Below are 21,145 nucleotides of genomic sequence, written 5' to 3' on the forward strand. Positions count from 1 at the left end.
TATGCTTTGCTCGAGCCGCATCAGAGTCGCCGTGGCCCGTCGGGCGAGGTTCCCGCACCGATTAGCGCAACGCGATCCGCCAGCGTGCATCGTGCGTCACGCGGTACGCACGGCGTATTCTTACGTTTTGCTCGAGCCGCATCGGAGTATCCGTGGCCTGTAGGGTGTGGCTCCCGCACCGATTAGCGCAACGCGAGCCGTCATCGTGCCTCGTAAATCAAGTAGTGCATACGGCACACCCGCAAGCTGTTTTCAAGATGGCACAGCATCCCACCGGAGTTCTTCCGGTAAAACCGATAATGGACAAGTTACGATAGCGTATCCCATACCGTCGATGGGAGAGAGCATGTCCGCCTATACCACCGGCGTTTGTATCGGGCGAAGCCCGAGCCGAAGGCCCTTGCGCTTTGGCCCGAGGAACGAGGGACAAAGCGCAAGGGCAATCAGCTTTCGAGGTGGCTCACCTCGCCGCCGGAGGCACGCTTTTTGAGCCGACTTATCTCACTCCGTCTCCCAACGCCTTCGGCACCTCCATGGGCTGGCACCGGAGGTATTCCCCCAGGGTTTTGGCCTGGGCGTCGATGCGGGAGGAGGCGGCCACGCCGTCGCCCAGGAGGCCCCGGATGTAAAAATTGACGGCGTTCAGGTTGGGCAGGGACCAGCGGTCCACGGCAAAGGGCGCCAGGTCGGGCAGGAGCTCTTTGAGGCGCGCCGGGGTTAGGGTCTCCTGCAAGAAGTGAAAGGCCTCGGGGGTCCTGGCCCAGACGCCCAGGTTGGCGTTGCCTCCTTTGTCCCCGGAGCGGGTGGCGAACAGGTGGCCCATGGGCAGGGTGATGGTGGCACCTGTCGTTGGCGCTTCATTCCCGGGCGTATCCGGGGGCAGGGCTCCTGCGCCATTGCCCTCTACGGGGTCCACGAGGGTGGTGGTGTTATGGATGTGGACAGCTTCGCAGAGGTTGCCTTTGTGGATGAGGGCGGGCCAGTGGATGATCTCCGGAACGGCAGGTGCCGGAGGGGCCGTGAGGTTGAAGCCAGGGATGGAGGAGAGGGCGAGCTCCACCACCTTTGCGGTGAAGGCGCGGCCCACTTTTTTCTCGTCCGGGTCCCGCACAGTGATGCGCAGGAGGTTCATGGCCTCTTCCATGCATCGGGGGTACGGGTGGGCGCTGCGCAAGAGCTGGGTCTCCACCGAGGCAAACCGCTTCCGCCCTTCGGGGCCGTCAAAGAGCATCTCTTCCACGATGCGGGCCTTTCCGTCCGGGTCAAGGCCCGTGAGGAGCACCGAGACCGTGTTCCGGTAGCCTCCGATGGTGTTGATGCACACCTTGGCCGTGGCAGGGGGCGATGACCCCTTGCAGCCCGAGAGCCGCACCCGGTCTTTTCCGTCACCGGTAATGCGCAGGGTGTCGAAGCGGGCTGTGACGTCCGGGTTCAGGTAGGCTGGAGATTCGATTTCATAGAGGAGCTGGGCCGTGACGGTACCCACGGAGACCAGGCCTCCGGTGTCCTTGTGCTTGGTGATGACCGACGAGCCGTCGCGCTCCATGACGGCCAGAGGAAAGCCCACCTTTGTCCAGGAGGGGACCTCTTCGAAATGGGAGTAGTTGCCCCCGGTGGCCTGGGTGCCGCACTCAATGACGTGGCCGGCCGCCACCGCCCCTGCCAGGGCGTCCCAGTTATCCCGTTTCCAGCCGAAATGCCAGGCGCAGGGACCGGACACAAGGGATGCGTCGGCAAGGCGCCCGCCGATAACGATATCCGCCCCTTGACCCAGGGCCTCGGCAATTCCCCAACCCCCCAGATATGCGTTGGCCGTGATGGGAAAGACCCCGCCCTCGGACAGGGGCGTGCCCCGGTCAAGGTGGCAAAAGCTTTCTCCGCCCTTCTGAAGGCCTGCAAGGTTGGGCATGAGGTCGTCTCCTTCGATGCAGGCAATAACCGGCGAAAGCCCCAATGCCGCCGCCACCTTTTCAAGGGCCGCGCAAAGCCCCCTGGGGTTGAGCCCTCCTGCGTTGGCCACCACGCGGATTCCGCGCTCCAGGCAGGTGCCCATGACCTCTTCCATCTGCTTTAAAAAAGTTCCCGCATACCCCAGGGACGGGTCCTTGCGCCGGGCCTTGAACAACAGGGCCATGGTCAGCTCTGCCAGGTAATCCCCGGTGAGCACATGGATTTCCCCGCCTTCCACCATCTCCTTCATGGCCGTGAACCGATCCCCGTAAAATCCGCTGCAATTGGCGATGATCAAGTTTTTGTCAGCATGTTCGTGTGGCATGAGGCCTCCTGCTAGCTTATGCCTCCGGCGGCCCTGCCGGGGGCTAAACTTTTAAAAAGTTGAACAAATTAGGTCTTAAAAACTCATTTTTGAAGAGATCTCGTTTAAAGGCGAATGTGATTTGACCCGAGGAACGAGGGGCAAAGCGCATTCGCGACCTGCTTTCAAGGTGGCACACCTTGCCGCCGGAGGCTTTTTTATTATTATGTTCCGGTAAACTCCGGTGTCCGTTTTTCCATAAAGGCTTTGAGGCCTTCGGCGGCGTCTTGTGTGGCGATGACGCGGGTGAGGGCCTGGGCGAGGCTGTCAACGGCTTTGTCAAAGGGAAGGGCCTCCACGGACGCGAAGGCCTCCTTGCCCAGACGCAGGCCGATGGGGCTTTTGCACGCCAGCAGGGAGAGAAGATCACGGGTCTCGGTCTCAAGGTCTTCTGCGGGATGGAGGGCCGTGACAAGACCCATGGCCATGGCCTCGGACGCTTCGATCATGCGCCCGGTGAGGATCATTTCCATGGCTTTCTTGCGGGGGACGTTGCGGAAGATGAGGGCGCCGATCATCATGGGGAAGAGCCCCACGTTGACCTCCGGGGTGCCGAAGCGGCTCTTGTCGTCGGCCAGGACCATGTCGCAGGCGAGCATCAGGCCCATGCCCCCGGCCAGGCAGTACCCCTGGACCATGGCCACCGTGGGCTTGGGAAAGGTGTGGAGCCTGTGGAGCAGCCGGGCGTAGGCCAGGGCCGTGGGTAGGGCGTCCCCGTCAGTCTTGATGGCCGAACCCAGGTCCGCCCCGGTGCAGAAAGCCCGGGATCCCGCACCCCGGATGAGGACGCACCGTATCGAGGAGTCCGCCTCAGCAGCATCCAGATGATCGTGGAAAAGGGCGATGGCCTCCGGGCTCAAAGCGTTTTTACGGGCCTCGCGGTTGATGGTGATGCAGGCCGCGGCATCCGTGACCGTGTAAAGCAGGTGGGGTGCGTCTGTCATGGCAATCTCCTTTGGTGTGGAAAGCGATACCTTCTGATGATCAACGCTGGGAAAAACCGCCGTAACTATTCAGCTTATGCCTCCGGCGGCCCTGCCGGGGGCTAAACTTTTAAAAAGTTTAACAAACAGGTCATAAATAAACATTTTTATGAATGTCACTTTAAAGGCGGATGTGATTTGACCCGAGGAACGAGGGGCAAAGCGCATCCGCAACCTGATTTCAAGGTGGCACACCTTGCCGCCGGAGGCTGCTTTTTGAGCTGAATAGATACACGGTCTCTTTGGACAGGGTCGCAAGCGTCGACGTCGCATGAGTCGTGGTTTTAACATTGCTGATTGTCCGGTTTAGCCGCCGGTTCCTGTTTTTTCTTCCTCCTGCCCTTTGGCTTCAAGGCTTACAAGGATCTCACCCGGCATCACCTGATCGCCCGGGTTGGTGTTGATGGCCGAGACCCTGGCGTCAAAGGGGGCTGCCAGTGTGGTCTCCATCTTCATGGCGGAGACGGTGGCGGAAGGAGACCTTCCACCTTGGTCGCCTGGGGCCACGAGGACGGCCACCACCACCGAGGGCATGGGCGGGGTGACGTCTCCGGGCAGCTCGTCGGGGGGGCTTGGTGCGTGGGCAAGCCGGTCCGCGTCGAAGATTTCCACGGGAACGCCGCCTATGGTGACGCGTTTGCCGCCTTCGATCTCCTCGACATGGGCAAGGAGGCTTCGGTCGTTGATAAACAGATGGAGTTTTGTCTTATCCACGGGTACAGCCGAGACGGTGTAGGGGGTTCCGTCGATTTCAGTTGTGAATCTGTCCTTATGGGCGGCGCAGGTAAGAGTTGTTTCGGTGTCTCCTGTTTTGCATCGGTAGTCCATGGGCTTCTCCATGTGGAATGAACCTTCGTTTGATGGCTTTTGGTGAAGCGCTTTGCCTTTTATGATGATTACGGGCGAAGCCCGTCAGCGAATGGGATCGGCCTGAGGAACGAAGGCCGGGAGCATTCGCGAGCCTGCGGTGCAAGGGATTTATCCCCTGCTTATATTCGAAAAGGCCCGAGCCGGGTCCAGGGGGACGGGTGGGCAGAGGGGCCTTGGGGCTGCGCTGCCTTTGCCTGGCCGAAGAGGTCGTGGGCAACGTAGGCGAGGAGGGCTTCCACCTCCGGGCGGGTCGGGGACCAGCCCGAGAGGGTGGTGTCGATGGTGTCGGTTTTGACCTGGCCGTTCCGGAAGGTCTCGGATTCCAGGAGGTCGATGAGAAAGGGCACGGGGGTTGCAATTCCGGTGATGACGGTTTGTTTCAAGGCCTGGACCATGCGCTGGGTTGCGGCCTGTCGGTCCTGGCCGAAGGTGATGAGCTTGGAGAGGATGGGGTCGTACTCCATGGGCACGGTCCACCCCTGGTAGACCCCGCTGTCCACGCGGACGCCGGGCCCTGAGGGTTCCTCCAGGTTCTGTAGTGTGCCGGGGCAGGGCATGAAGTTGTTTGCCGGGTCTTCGGCGTAGATGCGGCACTCCACGGCGTGGCCCCGTGGGATGATCTCCTCCTGGGACAAGGCCAGGGGCTCGCCCGCTGCAATGCGGATCTGCTCTCTCACCAGGTCCACGCCGGTGACCATCTCGGTGACGGGGTGCTCCACCTGGAGGCGGGTGTTGACCTCCAGAAAGTAAAAGTTCATCTCCTGGTCCACCAGGAACTCAAAGGTGCCAGCGTTGGTGTAGCCCACGGCTTTGGCCGCGTTGACCGCCGCCATGCCCATGGTGTGCCTGAGCGTTTCGTCCACCACAGGCGAGGGGCACTCCTCCACGATCTTTTGGTGGCGGCGCTGGGCCGAGCACTCCCGCTCAATAAGGTGAATGGCGTTGCCGTGGGTATCGGCCAGGATCTGTACCTCGATGTGGCGGGGCCCTTCTAAGTATTTCTCGATGTAGACCTCGCCGCTTCCGAAGGCAGCCAATGCTTCGGCCGCAGCTGCCGCCAGTGCTGCCTCCAGCTCCGCAGGCCGCATGACGGTTCGCATCCCTTTGCCCCCGCCCCCGGCAGCCGCCTTCACCACCACAGGATACCCCATGGCAAGGGCCGTCTTCTCCAGCTCTTCCAGGGAGGCCTCACCCCCCAAGGTCCCCGGGATGATGGGAAGCCCTTCGGCAGACAGTCTTTTTCTTGCCGCCGTCTTGTTACCCAGCAGGCGGATCACCTCGGGATCAGGCCCAATAAAGAGAAACCCCTCGGCCCTGCATCGTTCCGCAAACTCGGCGTTCTCCGCCAGGAATCCGTACCCCGGGTGGATCGCTTGAGCCCCAGTGCTACGTGCCGCCCCAACAATGGCGTCCATGTTGAGATAACTCTGCGCCGCCTCGGCAGGCCCGATACACACCACCTCATCCGCTGCCAGCACATGGGCCGCCTTGCGGTCCACCTCCGAATACACCGCCACCGTCTCAATCCCCATCTCACGGCAGGTGCGCATAATCCGAACTGCAATTTCCCCTCGATTGGCGATCAATACCTTACCAATGGTTTGAGTCATTTTTGCCTCGTCGTTAACATCGGGTTAAAAAGCGTGCCTCCGGCGGCGAGGTGAGCCACCTCGAAAGCTGATTGCCCTTGCGCTTTGTCCCTCGTTCCTCGGGCCAAAGCGCAAGGGCCTTCGGCTCGGGCTTCGCCCGACATAAACGCCGATGGTTTATGCGGGCTGACTCACAAGCTTCGTAAGAGTGTGGTCACGGTGTTATATTTTTGCCGCAAATAGGATTTAATATTGGTGCCTTTGGTGAGGTCTCTTACTTTTTTTAAGGCTGTTTTAGCGTTTTCGATACGTTTTGTTTCTCAGTTTCTTTACCCACGGGCGCAGCCCGTCAGCGAATGTGATCGACCCGAGGAACGAGGGGCGGGAGCATTCGCCACCCGCTTTCGAGGTGGCACACCTCGCCGCCGGAGGCTTTTCCCCTTACATGCGAAATACTCCAAACCCCTCTTTGTCGTCGCGCAGGGGGGCATTGAGGGCTGCGGAGATGGAGAGGGCCAGGACGGTGCGGGTGTCTTTGGGGTCGATGATGCCGTCGTCCCAGAGGTGGGAGGTGCTGTAGTAGGCGTCGCCTTCCTTTCGGGCGGCGGCCATGACCGGGACCTTGATCTGATCGACCATCTCGTCGGTGAGGGGGGGCTGCCCTTCCCGAGTGAGTTGGTCGTTTTTGACGGTGACCAGGACGTCGGCGGCCTGCTCGCCGCCCATGACACCGATCTCGTGGCAGGGCCAGGTCCAGAGGAGTCGGGGGCTGTAAGCCCTGCCGCACATGCCGTAGTTTCCGGCACCGAAGGAGGCCCCCACCATGACGGTGAACTTGGGTACCGAGGCGGTGGCCACGGCGTTGACCATCTTGTGGCCGTCCTTGGTGATGCCCTGGGCCTCGTAGGCTTTGCCGATGATGTAGCCGTTGATGTTCTGGAGAAAGACCAGGGGGATGCCGCGCCGGTCGCAGAGCTGGATGAACTGGGTGGCTTTGAGGGCGCTCTCGGAGAAGAGGATGCCGTTGTTGCCCAGGATGCCCACGGGGTAGCCGTGGATATGGGCGAAGCCGCACACCAGGGTGGGGCCGTAGAGGGGCTTGAACTCGTGGAAGTCGCTGCCGTCCACCAGGCGGGCGATGATCTCCCGGACGTCGTAGGGTATTTTCAGTTCATGGCTGACAATGCCGTAGAGCTCTTCGGGGTCGTAGAGGGGCTCGGTGGGCTCGGCCATGGGCATGGTGCTTTTGCCGTTTCCGGGAAGCTGCCGGACGGATTCGCGGACCATGGCAAGGGCCTGGGCATCGTCCTGGGCCTGGTAGTCCGAGACCCCGGATTCCCGGCAGTGGAGGTCTGCCCCTCCAAGCTCTTCGGCGGTGACCTCTTCGCCGGTGGCGGCCTTGACCAGGGCATAGCCAGGGAGGTCGGCGCCGGTGCCCTTCACATGGACCACCTCGTCGCTCATGGCCGGGATATAGGCGGCCCCGGCCGTGCAAAGCCCCATGACCGAGGTGATCTGAGGGATGCCCATCTTGGACATCATGGCCTGGTTGTAGAAGACCCGGCCTCCGTCGTCGATGTCGGGAAACACCTCGGACTGCAGGGGTCAGAGGCCGCCGATCAATGAGGTAGACCGTGGGCAGGCGGTCTCCATGGCCACACCTGGCGCCGAAGGTATTTTTCACCCCCCATGGGATAGACCGTGCCCCCCTTGATGGTGGGGTCGTTGGCGTGGACCATCACCTCCCGGCCGTGGATCACCCCGATGCCCATGACGCTGCCCGCACCGTGGACCTTGCCGTCGTACTGGCCGTAGGCTGCCAGGGCTCCCAACTCCACCAGAAAAGGCGTGTTGCGATCCAAGAGAAGGTCGAGCCGCTCCCGCACCGACAGCTTGTTCTGCTGGGCCAGCCGGGATTTTGCCTTGTCCGACCGGGCCTCCCGTGCCTCCTTGAGCCGTTCCTTCAACATCCCTACCCGCTCGGACATCGCCTCCACATTCTTCCGGTAGGTCTCAGACGTCGTATCCACCGCAGATCTGATAACAGCCATATATCCTCCGTATTTGGAATCATTTTTTAGGGCACAGGAAAAAAACAAAAGCGTGCCTTCTATGGTTAAAGTGCAAGGAAAAGCCTGTCTCCGGCGGCGAGGGTGGCGAAGCCACTATAGCGAAAAACACCTCGAAAGCTGATTGCCCTTGCGCTTTGTCCCTCGTTCCTCGGGTCAAAGCACAAGGGCCTTGGGCTCGGGCTTCACCCAAACGTCTGTGTTGGTGGTTTGTATAGAGCGATGCAACAAGCCTTAAAGGGCTAAGATTCGTTATCGTAACTCGTTGACTATTTGGCTTAAACCGGCCTATCTCCAAAGGAGTCGGGAAACTTCAAAACCTGTTTGTCAAGCTTTTCAAAAGCTTGGCCCCCGGCAGGGCCGCCGGAGGCGTTTTTACCTGGCTGCCTCCATGCATTCGCCATAGGGTTTCCAGGTGCCCAGCCTGGCCGCCGAAGCGCTTTATCCCGCTAATATTTCAGCAGCATGTTGCCGATGGCCTCTTTGGTCTGGCCCACGGAGGCGCCTTCCACGCGCAGGGCCTGGATGGTTGCCAGGCGGTCGGCGGGGCCTCCTTTTTCAAAGCCTTGTTCGCCCATGACGGAGAGGGCGGAGGAGACGATCTCTTCGGCGGCGTCGCTGCAGAAGACCCGGGCGCAGTGGGCGGCCATGGCGGCGTCGCTCTCTTCGGTGGCGATGAGGGCTGAGGCGTTGGCGTTCATGAGGCGGCTGGTCTGGAGCAGGGTGTACATGGTGGCCAGGGTGAAGCCCACTTCCTGGCGTGCGATGGGGGGCTTGCCACCGTCGGGTTTGGTTTTGGCCGCTTTTTTGGCCTGCTCGAAAAGGGCGGCGGCGTGTCCGGTGGCTTCGGAGGCTTGGAGCTGGGTTTTCAGGAGGGTGAGAAGCGGGGCCATGGGGGCCCCCGGCTCAAGGACGGATACGTGCGTGTGGGCAAGGCTTGCGCTGCGGGCCGTCAGGGTAAACAGGCCGGTGGCTCCCCGGGTGAGGGAGATGTCCTGGGTTCCCTGCTCGATGAGAAACAGGGCCGGGGCTTCGTCCACGGTGCCTGCGGCCACGATAAGGTCGGCGATGTCGGCACCGGGGATGCCCGTTAAGGTTCCGGATATGAGGGTCTCGTTTTTGTGGGATGTTCCGGTGAGGCCTTCGGCGCCCGGAGGGGTGTGGAAGGGCTCGGTGGCCAAGACGTTCCGTTTTGGACAGGGTCCGCCAGTCTGTCGTGCCAGGATTTTTGGCCAAACCGCTCTGGAAGGGGGCGCTGGAATGCGCAGGCCGTATTCAATCGTGCGGTAGGCGGTGGGGTTAGGCTTCGGGCCAGGCGTTCCTGTGCGCCGGGAAGGGCCGTGGCGAGGCCCGGGGCGTTCAGGGTGGTGTAGCCGGTGTCCGAGAGCAGGGTAATGAGGGCTTTGGGGTGCTCGTCGGGGTGGGTGCCGAGGATGGTTTCAAGGGAGAGGAACAGGTTAGCATTTATTCCCGGGTGTGGTCGAAATTCATGGGCAGGTCCCCCTATATCATCGAGGGTGCGTTTTGGACATCGGAGGTGCCGCCGCCGATGGGGGCGAGGCGTCCGTCCCGGAAGATGCGTTCCATGCCGTATTCGTGGCAGTAGCCGTAGCCGCCGTGGAGCAGGAGAGCGTCGTTGCTGGGGCCAAGGAGCCAGTCGCCCACAAAGAGTTTGGCCACGGCTGCTTCCAGGTGGTTGACGGGCTTGCCCTGTTCCTTGCACCAGGCGATGCGGTAGACAAGTTGGCCGCTTCAGCAAAAATCTTCATGGAGGCGAGTTTCTCTTTGGTGGCGTAGAACGCGCCGATGGGGCGCCCGAACTGTTCCCGTCCTTTGGCATAGGTCACAGACCGGGCAAGGGCGTGGTTGATGCCGCCCACCATGGGGGAGAGCAGGGCGCTGCGGTCCCACTCCACGGTCTGCATGGCCATGAGAAAGCCCGTGCCTTCGGCGCCCACCAGGTTTTCTGCAGGGATGGCGCAGTCCGAGAAGAAGAGTTCCGATGTCTGGGAGCTTCTGCAGCCCAGTTTGTTCATGGGCGGCCCTGCCTCAAAGCCGGGGGTGCCTTTCTCCACGATAAAGGCAGAGATGCCGTCGTGGGCTTTGGTCGGGTCGGTTTTGGCGTAGATGAGGGCCGGCGTCGGGCAATCAGGGCCGTTGGTGATGAAGGTTTTGCTGCCGTTCAACACATAGGTGTCGCCCTTTCTGGTGGCCGTGGTTTTCATGGAGGCGACGTCGGAGCCGGCGCTGGGCTCGGTGAGTCCCATGCAGCCGATTTTTGCGCCGGAGATGAGGTCCGGCAGGTATGTTTGCCTCTGGGCTTCGGTGCCGTGGCAGCAGAGGGTGTCAGCGCAGAGGAAGGAGTGGGCGCCGTAGGAGAGGGTGAGCCCTCCGTCCACTCCTGCTTCTCCCAGGGCTTCTCCTGCCAGTACCGTGGTGACCACGTCGGCGCCGGAGCCGCCGTAGGTTTCCGGGAGGTGGAGGCCCAGAAGGCCGAATTCTCCCATCTTTCGAAAGGCGTCAAAGTCGAAGGTGTGGTTCCGATCGTTCTCTTCCACGCGGGGGACGATCTCTTTCCGGGCGAATCGGATCACCTCTTTTTTGAACATCAGTTGGTCTTTGGTAAACGCGAATTCCATAAGGCCTCCAGGGGTGGGATGGATGGATCCGGCGAAAAGGCAGGGCCGGCGGGAAGCTTGGATAAAACGCAATTCCAGAATTGAATGATATTCAGAATAAAAATATAATTCATATCAAAAGTCAAGAAAAGAGTGGGGAGATCCGGGGCAAGGGTCGGGTATCACGCGAGATTTTCAGGGGCGGCAGGCCGAATACGGTATGGCGCTGAATTCCCATCTAATATTAGGAATCCTTGTGTTGCAAATGTCCCGTTGTCCGAAAATTTAAAACTGTGAAACAGAGGGTTACGTGTATGGCGAGATTCCCTTGATGGGCGTACGTCTGCGCCATAAGGCGGGGATGGGGCGCTGTTAGCATCATAATTACAAGGGTTTTAAAGTTCCTTTATTTATGTTAGCCTGTTTCGGTTTTTGCGAGATGACTGACTTTGCCGCGCTTTTTATGTGCGATCAAGTTTTGAAAAGTTATTTGAAAACAAATTGTTGCTTTATTGCTTTCTTAGTATTTTAAATTTCGGGTGGTATGCTGCTCGTGTAAGGTATGAAGTGAGTGATCATCCCGCATGTTTTCCCGGCCCCCGGTAAGGTTGTCCTTAATGTCCGTGGGGCGGATTCCGGTTGTTCCGGAGAGGCGAGAAGGATCTGCAGGCATATTTTGCATGGGACCCGCACGGCAGCTTTCCGGCAGCAACACCCGAGGAAATCAGGTTTATGGCTTGATTTCCTCGGGTGTGCTGCAGGGTTTCATGATGCTCTGAAGGCCCTGTTAAACAGGGTCGGCGGCCAGGGATCTTCATCGCCCTTCGGGTTTCTTGAAACACTCAGTGGATTTTTCTTATGACAGACAGCGAGTTAAACCCTCAGGGGTCTTCCGATGCCTCTTCTGCGCCTTCGGGTGCGTCTCCCCGCTTTGATGTCCATCCCCAGGTTTTTTTCACCTCAGCAGCCATTATTGTTGGCTTTGTGGTGTTTACCATCTTTTTTCATCAGAAGGTTGGCGATTTTTTTGGGCCGCTTCAGGCGGCGATTTCCTCCAATGCCGGCTGGTTTTTTATCTGGACCATGAACATCATCCTCTTCTTTGCCCTCTACCTGATGTTCAGCCGATACGGAGACATCCGGCTGGGAGGGGAAGACGCCGAACCTGACTTCAGCACCCTCAGCTGGTTTGCCATGCTCTTTTCAGCGGGCATGGGCATCGGCCTTCTTTTTTACGGGGTGGCAGAGCCCATGTACCACTTCGGTGCCAGCCCGTTTCCTTCAGATGGCCCCACGGAAGCAGCGCGAACCGCCATGGCCATTACCTTTCTCCATTGGGGATTCCACCCCTGGGCCGTCTACTCCATCGTGGGACTGGCCCTGGCCTTTTTCAGCTTTAACAAAGGGCTTCCCCTCTCCATCCGCGCGGTGTTTTACCCCCTTCTCTCGGGATGCCCCACAGCTCTGAAGCAGTCACTCATCGACATCCTGGCCACGGTGGCCACCCTTTTTGGTGTGGCGTCTTCTCTGGGGTTCGGTGTTCAGCAGATCAACGCCGGTCTGGCACACCTTTTCGGGTGGGAGCAGAGTGCCACCACCCAGCTATGGCTCATCGCAGGGATCACGGCCATTGCAACGACATCTGTGGTGAAGGGGCTGGATGCGGGGATCCGAAGGCTCTCGGAGCTCAATGTCTGGCTGGCCACGGGGCTGTTGCTCTTTGTTCTGGTGTGCGGTCCCACGCTCTTTATTTTCAACGGTCTCCTCGAAAACATCGGATCCTACATTCAGAACTTTCCCAAGCTGGCCACCTGGAGCGAAACCTTTGAGAACACCAACTGGCAGAACGGCTGGACCGTTTTTTACTGGGGGTGGTGGATTGCCTGGTCTCCCTTCGTGGGGATGTTTATCGCCCGAGTCTCCAAGGGGCGCACCGTTCGTGAGTTTATCATGGGGGTCCTCTGCATTCCGGCCTTTGTCACCTTTGTGTGGCTGACGGTGTTCGGGAACTCCGCGCTGTTCATCGAGATGTTCGGTGGCGGCGGCATTGCCGAGGCTGTGGCCAAGAACGTGCCGGTCTCTCTGTTTGTCCTTCTTGAGCACTTTCCTTTATCCGGCATCTCCTGTGTGCTGGGGGTTCTCGTGGTGGTGAGCTTTTTCGTGACCTCGTCGGACTCGGGGTCCATGGTCATCGACATCATCACCGCCGGCGGCAACCCGGATCCCCCCATTCCCCAGCGCCTTTTCTGGGCCATCCTGGAAGGGGTGGTGGCGGCGACCCTGCTGCTCTGCGGCGGCCTGGCCGCCCTGCAGTCTGCGGTAATCACCACGGGCCTTCCCTTCGGCATTGTCCTGATCATCATGTGCGTGAGCCTGAAGAAAGGGCTCAACGAGTACATCGGGGTCCAGACCTTCAGCGTGAAGACCGGGAAAAAGAAGGGCGAAGAGTTTGAGATCGAGGGTGCCGAGGCGCCCCACGTTGTGTTTGCGCGTAAGAAGAGCGCCTGATCTGCAAAAGGAGGATAAGCGATGTTACAGGATGTGAGTCAGAAATTTGCAGGTGGGTGCATGATGCTGGTGCGGAAGAAGGAGAGCTCCGTTGTGTTTTTGGGGACGGCCTTTCTCATGCACGACGACGGGTACCTGCTGACGGCAGCCCACCTCATTGAGGAGGATCCCGAAGGCTTGATGGTGGTTCCCACGAGCAACCCGGACGATTTCATGCCCATCAGCCTGGACCGGGTGTCGGCCATGAGCGTCTCGGTGGCGGCTGCGGACACGGTCCACAATGTGGCGCTTTTGGAGATCGATCGAAACCTGCGTATCCGGACCCCGGACCACCTTGGGGGGACCACCGAGAACCTGATTATAGGTACCAGCCTTCTCAGCCTCGGGTTTCCCTTCGGCCACGATGAAATGCATAACCTCGTGGCCCAGAGCGCGATCCTGAGTTCCAAGGTGTGTTCCAGAAACGGAAAGCGGCTTTTGCTTTTCGACACCATGGTGTTTGACGGCGTGGCCGGTGGGCCCCTGGTCAATGCCGATGACGGCCGGGTTATCGGGGTGGTCATCGGGCGATTTTCCCCGGTTGAAGACGGGGGTGATTTTGCCCGGGGCAGTCGGCCTTCGGGGTACCACACCCAGATCAGCTATGCCGTCTCCATTGAGTACGGCCTGGCCTTGATGGAACAAAAGGGGCTCGAGGTCTCCTGACGAATCTGATGTGATCTGTTGAGAAACATGAAAACGCCTTCGGTGAGAACCGAGGGCGTTTTTTTTGTGCGTGACGTGCATTGCCGGGTGCATATGGACGTGTGGCTGCCAAGGCCCCGCGTGGATGGTTATGCTCCCGGTTTTATTTTTTTTACGACCGGTAGGGCTCTGGCCTGGCGCAGATTGTCCATGATTTGTCAACAGATGTTGACAGTGGGAATGGGCAGGTATATCACACGTCAGATCCCGGGTGAAAATGTTCCCTGCATCATGACGGATGCGGCTTGACGTTTACCCTGGGAGGGACGCGGTCCCCATGCGATCAGGGTTGAATGGCTCCATAGCGATTCGGCATCATTTTTACGTCGGAAGTTGCTTTGAGCTAAACCTCAGCAATCCTCCGGGAGTTTGTTTACATGCGTTGCAATACCGTTGCCGAGAGCCAGGAGTACGACCCGCGGGCTTCGGTTCATTATATACTGGTCCTTGCCGTTATGGGAGGCTACGGAGTTGGGATCTGTCCCATGGTTGCATCGGTTCCGAAGATGCCGTGGTTTCTCTTAATGGGCACCGCATTGATTTTGATGCGCGGGGCAAGGTGGCTTCTCAGTCGTTTCGTGTTTTGTATCACGCCTCCCCGGCTGCAGGTGGCCGGGCTCTTTTTTCTGGATGTGGCGCTTTTGGGCCTGGTGGGGCTTCTCGTCAGCGTGCTGTTGGACACCTGGTGGGGTGGCGGGACGAGGAGTTCGGTTGAGGTGATCACCGGCTTTTTAAGCCTGGGCTTTTTTGTCGGGGCGGACCTGGGGTTGATCCACAACCGTCGACTGGCCATGAAGATCGGGCGGGGGCTTTTTACCACATCAGGGCACTTTGTGTCCGTGTCCAGAAAGCTGGTGCTGGTTACGGTGGCCTCCCTTACGGCGGTGACCGTTACCATGATTGTCGTCTATTTCAATGATTTTTGCTGGCTGGACAGCCACATCATGACGGCTGAGGACAGGAAGTCGGTCTTTTTCAACCAGGCCTTTATCATCACCGTTCTCATGGGGTACACGGCCAACATCGTCATGACCTATGCCCGAAACATTCACCTGTTTCTGGAGGAAGAGACCCGAACCCTCAGGGCGGTGTCCGCCGGTGATTTCGACACCCGGGTGCCTGTGGCCTTCAACAACGAGCTCGGGGTTATTGCCAGCTACACAAACCGGATGATCGCAGGGCTTAAAGAGCAGAACCTCATGGTGGAGCGGCTGCGGGACGTGATCATCAACAGCATGGCCTCCCTGGCTGAGACCCGGGACAACGAAACCGGCTCCCATATCCGGCGAACCCAGCATTACGTGAAGCTCCTGGCAGAGACCCTGGCACAGGTGCCCGCCTACGGCGGGGTGCTGCCCCCTTCGGTGGTGGATCTTCTGTACAAGACCGCTCCCCTCCACGACATCGGAAAGGTGGGGGTGCCGGACGCGATTCTTTTGAAAACAGGTCCCCTGACCAAAGAGGAGTTTGCCGTGATGAAGCTCCATACCCTCAAGGGGGAGGAGGCCATCCGGCGGGCTGAGCTGAAGATGGGAACCCGGCGCCAGCATCCTCGTTTCTGGCCTGTGCCCTGGCATCCGGGAAGTCACCATGAGAAGTGGGACGGCAGCGGGTACCCCCGGGGACTTGCGGGTTCGGACATCCCCCTTTCGGCACGACTCATGGCCCTGGCCGATGTCTACGACGCCCTGCGGTCCCAAAGGGTCTACAAGGAGGCCTGTCCCCATGAAGAGGCTCGCAAGATTATTCTGGAGGGCCGGGGGACCCATTTCGATCCCGCTGTGGTGGATGCCTTTGTGGCCTGCGAACACCGATTTGTGGAGATTGCAGGCTGTTTTGAGGACAAGGCCGGGGAGGACGAGGTGCTTCGGGCGGGGTGACAACTACCCTGACGCAGGGTTTAAAGTGAGGTAACTATTCAGCTCAAAAAAAAACAGCCTCCGGCGGCAAGGTGTGCCACCTTGAAAGCAGGTTGCGGATGTGTTTTGCCCCTCGCTCCTCGGGTCAAATCACATCCGCCTTTAAAGTAAAAATTTATTCAAAAAGATTTTTTTAAACCTGTTTATTAAACTTTTTTAAACGTTTAGCCCCGGTAGGGCCGCCCAAGGCACATCAGTCGCCGATGCGTCGCACCTCTCGGACGGAGCGGATGCGCTTGATGTTCTGGATGACCTTTTTGATCTGATCGGTGTTGCTGACGTTGAGGGTAAAGGTGCATTCGTAGCCGCCCTGGTCCTGGCGGCTCATGACCAGGTCCACGATGTTGGCGCGGCTGTCGCTGATGGCCGAGGTGATCTTGGCAAGCAGGCCCACCTGGTCCTGGGATCGCACGAGGATGCTGACGGGAAGGCTCTCCTGGGTTTCGCTGGCCCAGGTGACGTCCACGCAGCGCTCCGGGCTCATGGTGAGGGCATTGGTGCAGTTGCTGCGGTGGATGGTGATGCCCTGGCCCTGGGTCACGTAGCCGGTGATCTCGTCCCCGGGGACGGGGTTGCAGCATTTGCCCAGGCGGATGAGGATGTTGTCGATGCCCTTGACGATGACGGCATCCCCCTTCTTTGTACTGGCCCATGAGCCGGTGGAAGAGGGAGTGCTCGGGCTTGTCCTGCTTACTCTCCTGGGGAAGGAAGCGGTTTGCCACCTGGCGGGGGGTCACCTTGCCGTAGCCCACGTTTTCCACGAGTGAGGAGGCGCCCTTGAAGCCGAAGGCAGCGGCGGCCTCTTCCATCTCCGGCGTGGCCGAGAGCTTGTTGAAGTTGAGGCCGTGCTTCCTGAACTCTTTTTCCAGAAGGTCCTTTCCAAGGGCCACGCTGTGCTCTTTCTCCTCGGAGCGGATGAAATGCCGGATCCTGGCGCGGGCTTTTACGGTTTTTACAAAGCCGATCCAGTCCTTGCTGGGGGTGTTGCCCTTGGTAATGATGATCTCCACGGCGTCACCGGTCTGGAGCTCATAGGTGAGGGAGACCAGGCGGCCGTTGACCTTGGCGCCGCTGCACTGGTTGCCCACTTCGGTGTGGATGGCGTAGGCAAAGTCGATGGGGGTGGCGCCCTTGGGCAGGGTTTTTATCTCCCCCTTGGGGCTGAAAACGTACACCTCGTCCTGGAAAAGGTCGATGCGGACGTTCTCCATGAACTCGCCGGGGTTTTTGACGTTTTCCTGGTTCTCCACCAGGTCCTGGACCCAGGCGTAGGCTTCCCCCAGCTTCTCGTCGGCCACCTTGCCCTCTTTGTAAGACCAGTGGGCGGCGATGCCGGATTTGGCGACTTTGTCCATCTCCTTGGTGCGGATCTGCACCTCGATGCGGTGCCCCCCGGGCCCCACCACCGTGGTGTGGAGGGACTGGTACATGTTGGGCTTGGGCACGCCGATGTAGTCTTTGAATTTTCCGGAGATGGGGTTCCAGGTGCTGTGGATGATCCCCAAGGCCGTGTAGCACTGGGGGATGGTGTCCAGGATGATGCGGAAGGCCACGAGGTCGTAGATCTCATCAAAGGTGAGCTGCTGGGAGACCATTTTGTGGTGGATGCTGTAGAGCTGCTTGTAGCGCCCCATGACCTGGCCGTGGAGCCCTGCATCCTCCATGAGCTCCTTGATGCGGTTTTTGGTGGAGGAGACCACCTCTTCCTGGGACAGCTGATCGTCTTTTACCTGTTCCCTGATTTTTTTGTACTCTTCGGGTTGCAGGGTTTCAAAGGCAATGTCCTCCAGCTCCTGTTTGAGCCAGTAGATCCCCAGGCGGGAGGCGATGGGCACGTATAGGTCCATGGTCTCCTTGGCGATCTGTCGCTTTTTCTCCTCGCGCTTGTGGAACTTCAGGGTGCGCATGTTGTGGAGACGGTCGGCCAGCTTGATGAGGATGACGCGGATGTCGTTGGCCATGGCCAGGATCATCTTACGGATGCTCTCGGCCTGGCGCTGCTGGGAGGTGGCAAAGCTGAGTTTGCTGAGTTTGGTGACCCCGGCCACGATATGGCACACCCCGGTGCCGAAGTACTGGGCGATCTCCTCTTCGGTGGCGTGGGTGTCTTCAACCACGTCGTGGAGCAGGGCGGCAGCCACGCTCTCCACGTCGAGTTTCATGTCGGCCAGGATGTAGGCCACTTCCAGGGGGTGGGTGAGGTAGGGCTCTCCGGACAGGCGTGTCTGGCCGTCGTGGACGCGCGCGGAAAAGATGTAAGCCCTTTCCACGATGTCCAGGTCGGCATCGGGATGGATTTCTATGATTCTGTCCAGGATATCGTTTATACGGATCATCGGTACTGCTGCCTCACCACGTGGCCCCGGGGCCATTTTTTACGTTAAGTTTTTTTTTAACATGTAACGATTCAGCCTTTAATAACGCGACGCGTTAGAGCGCACCGTTTAAAGAAAAACCGTATCGTTACGTTGACATCAAACAAAAACCAAAGGGGCCGTCACCGGATGTGGCGGCCCCTTTGGGGGTATTTATTAGTATGCCTTGGCGAAGATCACCCGTTTTTTGCTGGGCTTGCCGCAGCAGATGCAGGTTCCCTCTTCCTCGTCGCCTTCAAAGGGGATGCATCGGATGGTGACCTTCAGGTCGGTTTTGATCTTCTCTTCACAGGCACCGTCCCCGCACCAGTGGGAGAGGGCAAATCCGCCGTGGATTTCGGGCTTCTCTTCATTTTCCGGGGTAAACCAGGCGTAGAAGGCCTCTTTGTCGTCCACGGGACGGGTGTTGGCTTCCCGGTGGGCCAGGGCCCGGTCGAAAAGGGCCTGCTGGATCTCGTCCAGGATGGCGGGCAGGGTGGCCAGGAGCTCTTCGCGCTTGACCCCGCGCTTCTCTTTGGGGGAGAGGTCCCGGCGTGCCATGAACACCGAGTCCTCTTTCATGTCCCGCGGGCCGATCTCGGCGCGGACGGGGATGCCCTTTTTGATCCAGTCCCAGCCCCTTGCGCCGCCGATCTCGCGCTCGTCCACTTCCACCTCGATGGCGCGGCCGTGGTAGGTCACCTGGGAGAGTTCTTCGGCCAGCTTCCTGGTGTAGGCCAGCACCTCTTCTTTTTCTTCGGGCTTGCGGAAGATGGAGGAAGAAGACCCCGATGTCGCCGGGGCGATGCGGGGGGGCGTAGTCGTGGTCAGATGGTCATGATCATGCCGCCGATGAGGCGGGTGGAGGTGCCCCAGGAGGTGGTCCAGGCGTACTCTTCTTTCTCGTCGGCGCTCTGGAAGGTGATGCCCGATCCTTTGGCGAAGTTCTGGCCGAGGAAGTGTGAGGTCCCTGCCTGAAGAGCTTTTCGATCCTGCATCATGGCTTCGATGCAGAGGGTGTCCACGGCGCCGGGGAAACGCTCGGAGTCGGATTTGCGGCCCCTGATCACCGGCATGGCGAGGTACTCTTCAGCAAAATTGGCGTAGACCTCCAGCATCTGTTCAGTGCGGGAAATCGCTTCTTCGGAGGTGGCGTGGGCGGTGTGCCCCTCCTGCCAGAGGAACTCGCTGGTGCGCAGGAAGGTCCGTGTGCGCATCTCCCAGCGCACCACGTTGGCCCACTGGTTGATGAGGACGGGAAGGTCCCTGTAGCTTGTGATCCACTTGGCAAAGGAGTCCCCGATGATGGTCTCGGAGGTGGGGCGCACGATGAGGGGCTCGGCGAGCTCCCCTGCGGGTACCAGGCCCCCTTCGGGCCCTGCTTGGAGGCGGTGGTGGGTCACCACGGCGCACTCCTTGGCAAAGCCTTCCACGTGCTCAGCCTCTTTTTCAAGGAAGCTCAAAGGGATGAAGAGGGGAAAGTAGGCGTTTCGCACGCCGGTCTTCTTGAATTTGGCGTCCATGGACTTCTGGATGTTTTCCCAGAGGGCATAGCCCCAGGGCTTGATCACCATGCACCCGCGCACAGGGGAGCTTTCGGCCATGTCGGAGGCCTTGACCACCTGCTGGTACCACTGGGGGTAGTCTTCGGTTCGGGTGGGGGTAATCGCTGTCTGTACCTTTTTTGCCATTGTCGTCCTCATGGGTATATCGGCCGGTTTTTAATGCAGGCCGTGATCGTTTCTTTATGGGCTGTTGAGTCGTTACGCTTTGTTTTTTTCAAAATCATCGATGGCTGCCAGGAGCACCTCCACCAGCTGATCTTCAGGGAATTTTTTCACCACCTGTCCCTTTTTGAACAGAATCCCGATGCCGTGGCCGCCCGCCACGCCGATGTCGGCTTCCCGGGCTTCTCCTGGGCCGTTGACCACGCATCCCATGATGGCGATCTTGATGGGAGTCTTTCGGCCGATGAGGGCCTGTTCCACCTGCTCCACGATGGAGAACAGGTCGATGTTGCAGCGGCCGCAGGTGGGGCAGGAGACAATCTCCGGGCCGAAGCGCCGGAGCTCCAGGGACTTTAAGATCTCCTGGCCCACGCGGATCTCCTCCACGGGGTCCCGTGTAAGGGAGACGCGGATGGTGTCCCCGATGCCCTCTGAGAGGAGCATGCCGATGCCGATGGACGATTTGACCACCCCGGGAAACAGGGAGCCCGCTTCGGTAACCCCCACGTGCAGGGGATAGTCCACCTGACCGGAGAGGAGGCGGTAGGCCTCCACGGTGCGGGTGACGTCCGACGCCTTGAGGGAGATCTTGATGTCGAAAAAGTCGAGCTCCTCAAGGATACGGATGTTCTCCATGGCGCTGGCCACCATGGCCTCTGGGGTGACCCCGTCGAACCGGTCCAGGATCTCCTGGGAGAGGGACCCGGCGTTGACCCCAATGCGGATGGGCAAGCCGCGCTCTTGGGCGCAGGTGACCACCTTGACGACCTTTTCCCGGCTGCCGATGTTCCCCGGGTTGATGCGCAGGGCATCGGCTCCGTTTTCAGCGGCGGCAATGGCCAGCCGATGGTCGAAGTGGATGTCTGCGATGAGGGGAATGGCGATCTCTTTTTTGATGGCGGCGATGGCTTCGGCCGCCTCCATGCCGGGGACCGCCACCCGGACGATCTCGCACCCCGCCTCTTGCAGGCGGTGGATCTGGGCCACGGTGGCCTTGATGTCTTCGGTGCGGGTGTTGGTCATGGACTGCACCGAGATGGGGGCGTCACCGCCCACGGCCACCCCTCCGACACGGAGGGTTCGTGTTTTTTTTCGTGTCTGAACCAGGGACATGGGTCGTATCTCTTTCGTCGGAAGGGCCGGTGCCATACGGCTTCGGCAGGGTGGGCCGTTGCGGGCCGGGGCAGGCTCACCCCGGCGCGGTGCCGTGGGGCTTGGCGAAAGCGCCTTCCAACTGTTATTGTATCAGACGGGTTGTGAGCAAACCAGACGGTTCCCTCTCGTCGTGATGCATGTCTGAACGTCGGGCTCCCGGAAATGTAACAAACAGATCACTTGATTCACGGGGTTGCCGCCTTGTCCGGCGGCGACCTGCTCCGCGGGGCGCGATCCGTGGGATGCATCCGGGGGTCTTTCTTTTGTAACGACACGGAAAAACAGGCAAACATCC

Annotated in this window: 12 protein-coding genes and 3 pseudogenes; 3 read left to right on the forward strand and 12 right to left on the reverse strand. The window is 59.7% G+C overall.

The features are described 5' to 3' along the window. Window positions 1-496 precede the first annotated feature (496 nt). From ACOYW2_RS26020 to ACOYW2_RS26055, 8 genes and pseudogenes are all read right to left on the reverse strand, one after another. Entirely contained in the window at window positions 497-2,275 is a 1,779-nt protein-coding gene (locus ACOYW2_RS26020) for an acyclic terpene utilization AtuA family protein (protein WP_482768460.1), read from the reverse strand. Between the two features lie 203 nt (window positions 2,276-2,478). Continuing rightward, on the reverse strand, window positions 2,479-3,258 hold the full coding sequence (locus tag ACOYW2_RS26025) for an enoyl-CoA hydratase/isomerase family protein (RefSeq protein ID WP_482768461.1): 780 nt from the start codon (window positions 3,256-3,258) through the stop codon (window positions 2,479-2,481). Between the two features lie 345 nt (window positions 3,259-3,603). After that, on the reverse strand, window positions 3,604-4,125 hold the full coding sequence (locus ACOYW2_RS26030; RefSeq protein ID WP_482768462.1) for an acyl-CoA carboxylase biotin carboxyl carrier protein subunit: 522 nt from the start codon (window positions 4,123-4,125) through the stop codon (window positions 3,604-3,606). Between the two features lie 161 nt (window positions 4,126-4,286). Next, window positions 4,287-5,777, reverse strand: coding sequence for an acetyl-CoA carboxylase biotin carboxylase subunit (gene accC / locus ACOYW2_RS26035; RefSeq protein WP_482768463.1), 1,491 nt, complete (start codon window positions 5,775-5,777; stop codon window positions 4,287-4,289). A gap of 420 nt (window positions 5,778-6,197) precedes the next feature. Further along, window positions 6,198-7,346, reverse strand: a complete 1,149-nt coding sequence (locus ACOYW2_RS26040; RefSeq protein ID WP_482768464.1) for a carboxyl transferase domain-containing protein — start codon at window positions 7,344-7,346, stop codon at window positions 6,198-6,200. A gap of 29 nt (window positions 7,347-7,375) precedes the next feature. Further along, a complete protein-coding gene (locus tag ACOYW2_RS26045; RefSeq protein WP_482768465.1) occupies window positions 7,376-7,807 on the reverse strand; it encodes a carboxyl transferase domain-containing protein in 432 nt (143 codons plus the stop codon). Between the two features lie 467 nt (window positions 7,808-8,274). Further along, window positions 8,275-9,006, reverse strand: a complete 732-nt coding sequence (locus tag ACOYW2_RS26050; RefSeq protein WP_482768466.1) for an acyl-CoA dehydrogenase family protein — start codon at window positions 9,004-9,006, stop codon at window positions 8,275-8,277. Window positions 9,007-9,328: 322 nt separating this feature from the next. Continuing rightward, window positions 9,329-10,464 (reverse strand): annotated as a pseudogene (locus tag ACOYW2_RS26055) (acyl-CoA dehydrogenase family protein). Between the two features lie 837 nt (window positions 10,465-11,301). Between ACOYW2_RS26055 and ACOYW2_RS26060 the strand changes: the two are divergent. From ACOYW2_RS26060 to ACOYW2_RS26070, 3 genes are all read left to right on the forward strand, one after another. Then, on the forward strand, window positions 11,302-12,951 hold the full coding sequence (locus tag ACOYW2_RS26060; protein WP_482768467.1) for a BCCT family transporter: 1,650 nt from the start codon (window positions 11,302-11,304) through the stop codon (window positions 12,949-12,951). Window positions 12,952-12,972: 21 nt separating this feature from the next. Beyond that, entirely contained in the window at window positions 12,973-13,656 is a 684-nt protein-coding gene (locus ACOYW2_RS26065) for a S1 family peptidase (RefSeq protein ID WP_482420616.1), read from the forward strand. Window positions 13,657-14,072: 416 nt separating this feature from the next. Continuing rightward, window positions 14,073-15,575 carry an HD-GYP domain-containing protein gene (locus tag ACOYW2_RS26070; RefSeq protein ID WP_482768468.1) on the forward strand — a complete coding sequence of 501 codons (1,503 nt, stop codon included), beginning with the start codon at window positions 14,073-14,075 and terminating at the stop codon, window positions 15,573-15,575. 232 nt (window positions 15,576-15,807) lie between these two features. Here ACOYW2_RS26070 and ACOYW2_RS26075 read toward each other — a convergent pair whose 3' ends face one another. The 4 genes and pseudogenes from ACOYW2_RS26075 to ispG all read right to left on the reverse strand — a co-directional run bounded on the left by ACOYW2_RS26075 (window position 15,808) and on the right by ispG (window position 20,808). Further along, the gene (locus ACOYW2_RS26075) at window positions 15,808-16,098 is read right to left on the reverse strand and encodes an ACT domain-containing protein (protein ID WP_482771088.1); all 291 of its coding nucleotides are present in this window, start codon (window positions 16,096-16,098) and stop codon (window positions 15,808-15,810) included. A 250-nt stretch (window positions 16,099-16,348) separates the two neighbouring features. Further along, window positions 16,349-17,986, reverse strand: a pseudogene (locus ACOYW2_RS26080) (RelA/SpoT family protein); the annotation flags it as partial. A gap of 159 nt (window positions 17,987-18,145) precedes the next feature. After that, window positions 18,146-19,659: pseudogene (gene proS, locus ACOYW2_RS26085) on the reverse strand (proline--tRNA ligase). Window positions 19,660-19,731: 72 nt separating this feature from the next. Then, complete coding sequence (gene ispG, locus ACOYW2_RS26090) at window positions 19,732-20,808, reverse strand: flavodoxin-dependent (E)-4-hydroxy-3-methylbut-2-enyl-diphosphate synthase (protein ID WP_482768469.1); 1,077 nt, start codon at window positions 20,806-20,808, stop codon at window positions 19,732-19,734. Window positions 20,809-21,145 lie beyond the last annotated feature (337 nt).

The organism is Desulfoluna sp. CLI2B, from assembly GCF_056847375.1.

Coding starts and splice junctions, on each gene's coding strand:
- accC (WP_482768463.1), bottom strand. CDS start 5,777: ATGACTCAAACCATTGGTAAGGTATTGATCGCCAATCGAGGGGAAATT.
- ACOYW2_RS26065 (WP_482420616.1), top strand. CDS start 12,973: ATGTTACAGGATGTGAGTCAGAAATTTGCAGGTGGGTGCATGATGCTG.
- ACOYW2_RS26060 (WP_482768467.1), top strand. CDS start 11,302: ATGACAGACAGCGAGTTAAACCCTCAGGGGTCTTCCGATGCCTCTTCT.
- ispG (WP_482768469.1), bottom strand. CDS start 20,808: ATGTCCCTGGTTCAGACACGAAAAAAAACACGAACCCTCCGTGTCGGA.
- ACOYW2_RS26025 (WP_482768461.1), bottom strand. CDS start 3,258: ATGACAGACGCACCCCACCTGCTTTACACGGTCACGGATGCCGCGGCC.
- ACOYW2_RS26070 (WP_482768468.1), top strand. CDS start 14,073: ATGCGTTGCAATACCGTTGCCGAGAGCCAGGAGTACGACCCGCGGGCT.
- ACOYW2_RS26045 (WP_482768465.1), bottom strand. CDS start 7,807: ATGGCTGTTATCAGATCTGCGGTGGATACGACGTCTGAGACCTACCGG.
- ACOYW2_RS26030 (WP_482768462.1), bottom strand. CDS start 4,125: ATGGACTACCGATGCAAAACAGGAGACACCGAAACAACTCTTACCTGC.
- ACOYW2_RS26075 (WP_482771088.1), bottom strand. CDS start 16,098: ATGAGCCCGGAGCGCTGCGTGGACGTCACCTGGGCCAGCGAAACCCAG.
- ACOYW2_RS26020 (WP_482768460.1), bottom strand. CDS start 2,275: ATGCCACACGAACATGCTGACAAAAACTTGATCATCGCCAATTGCAGC.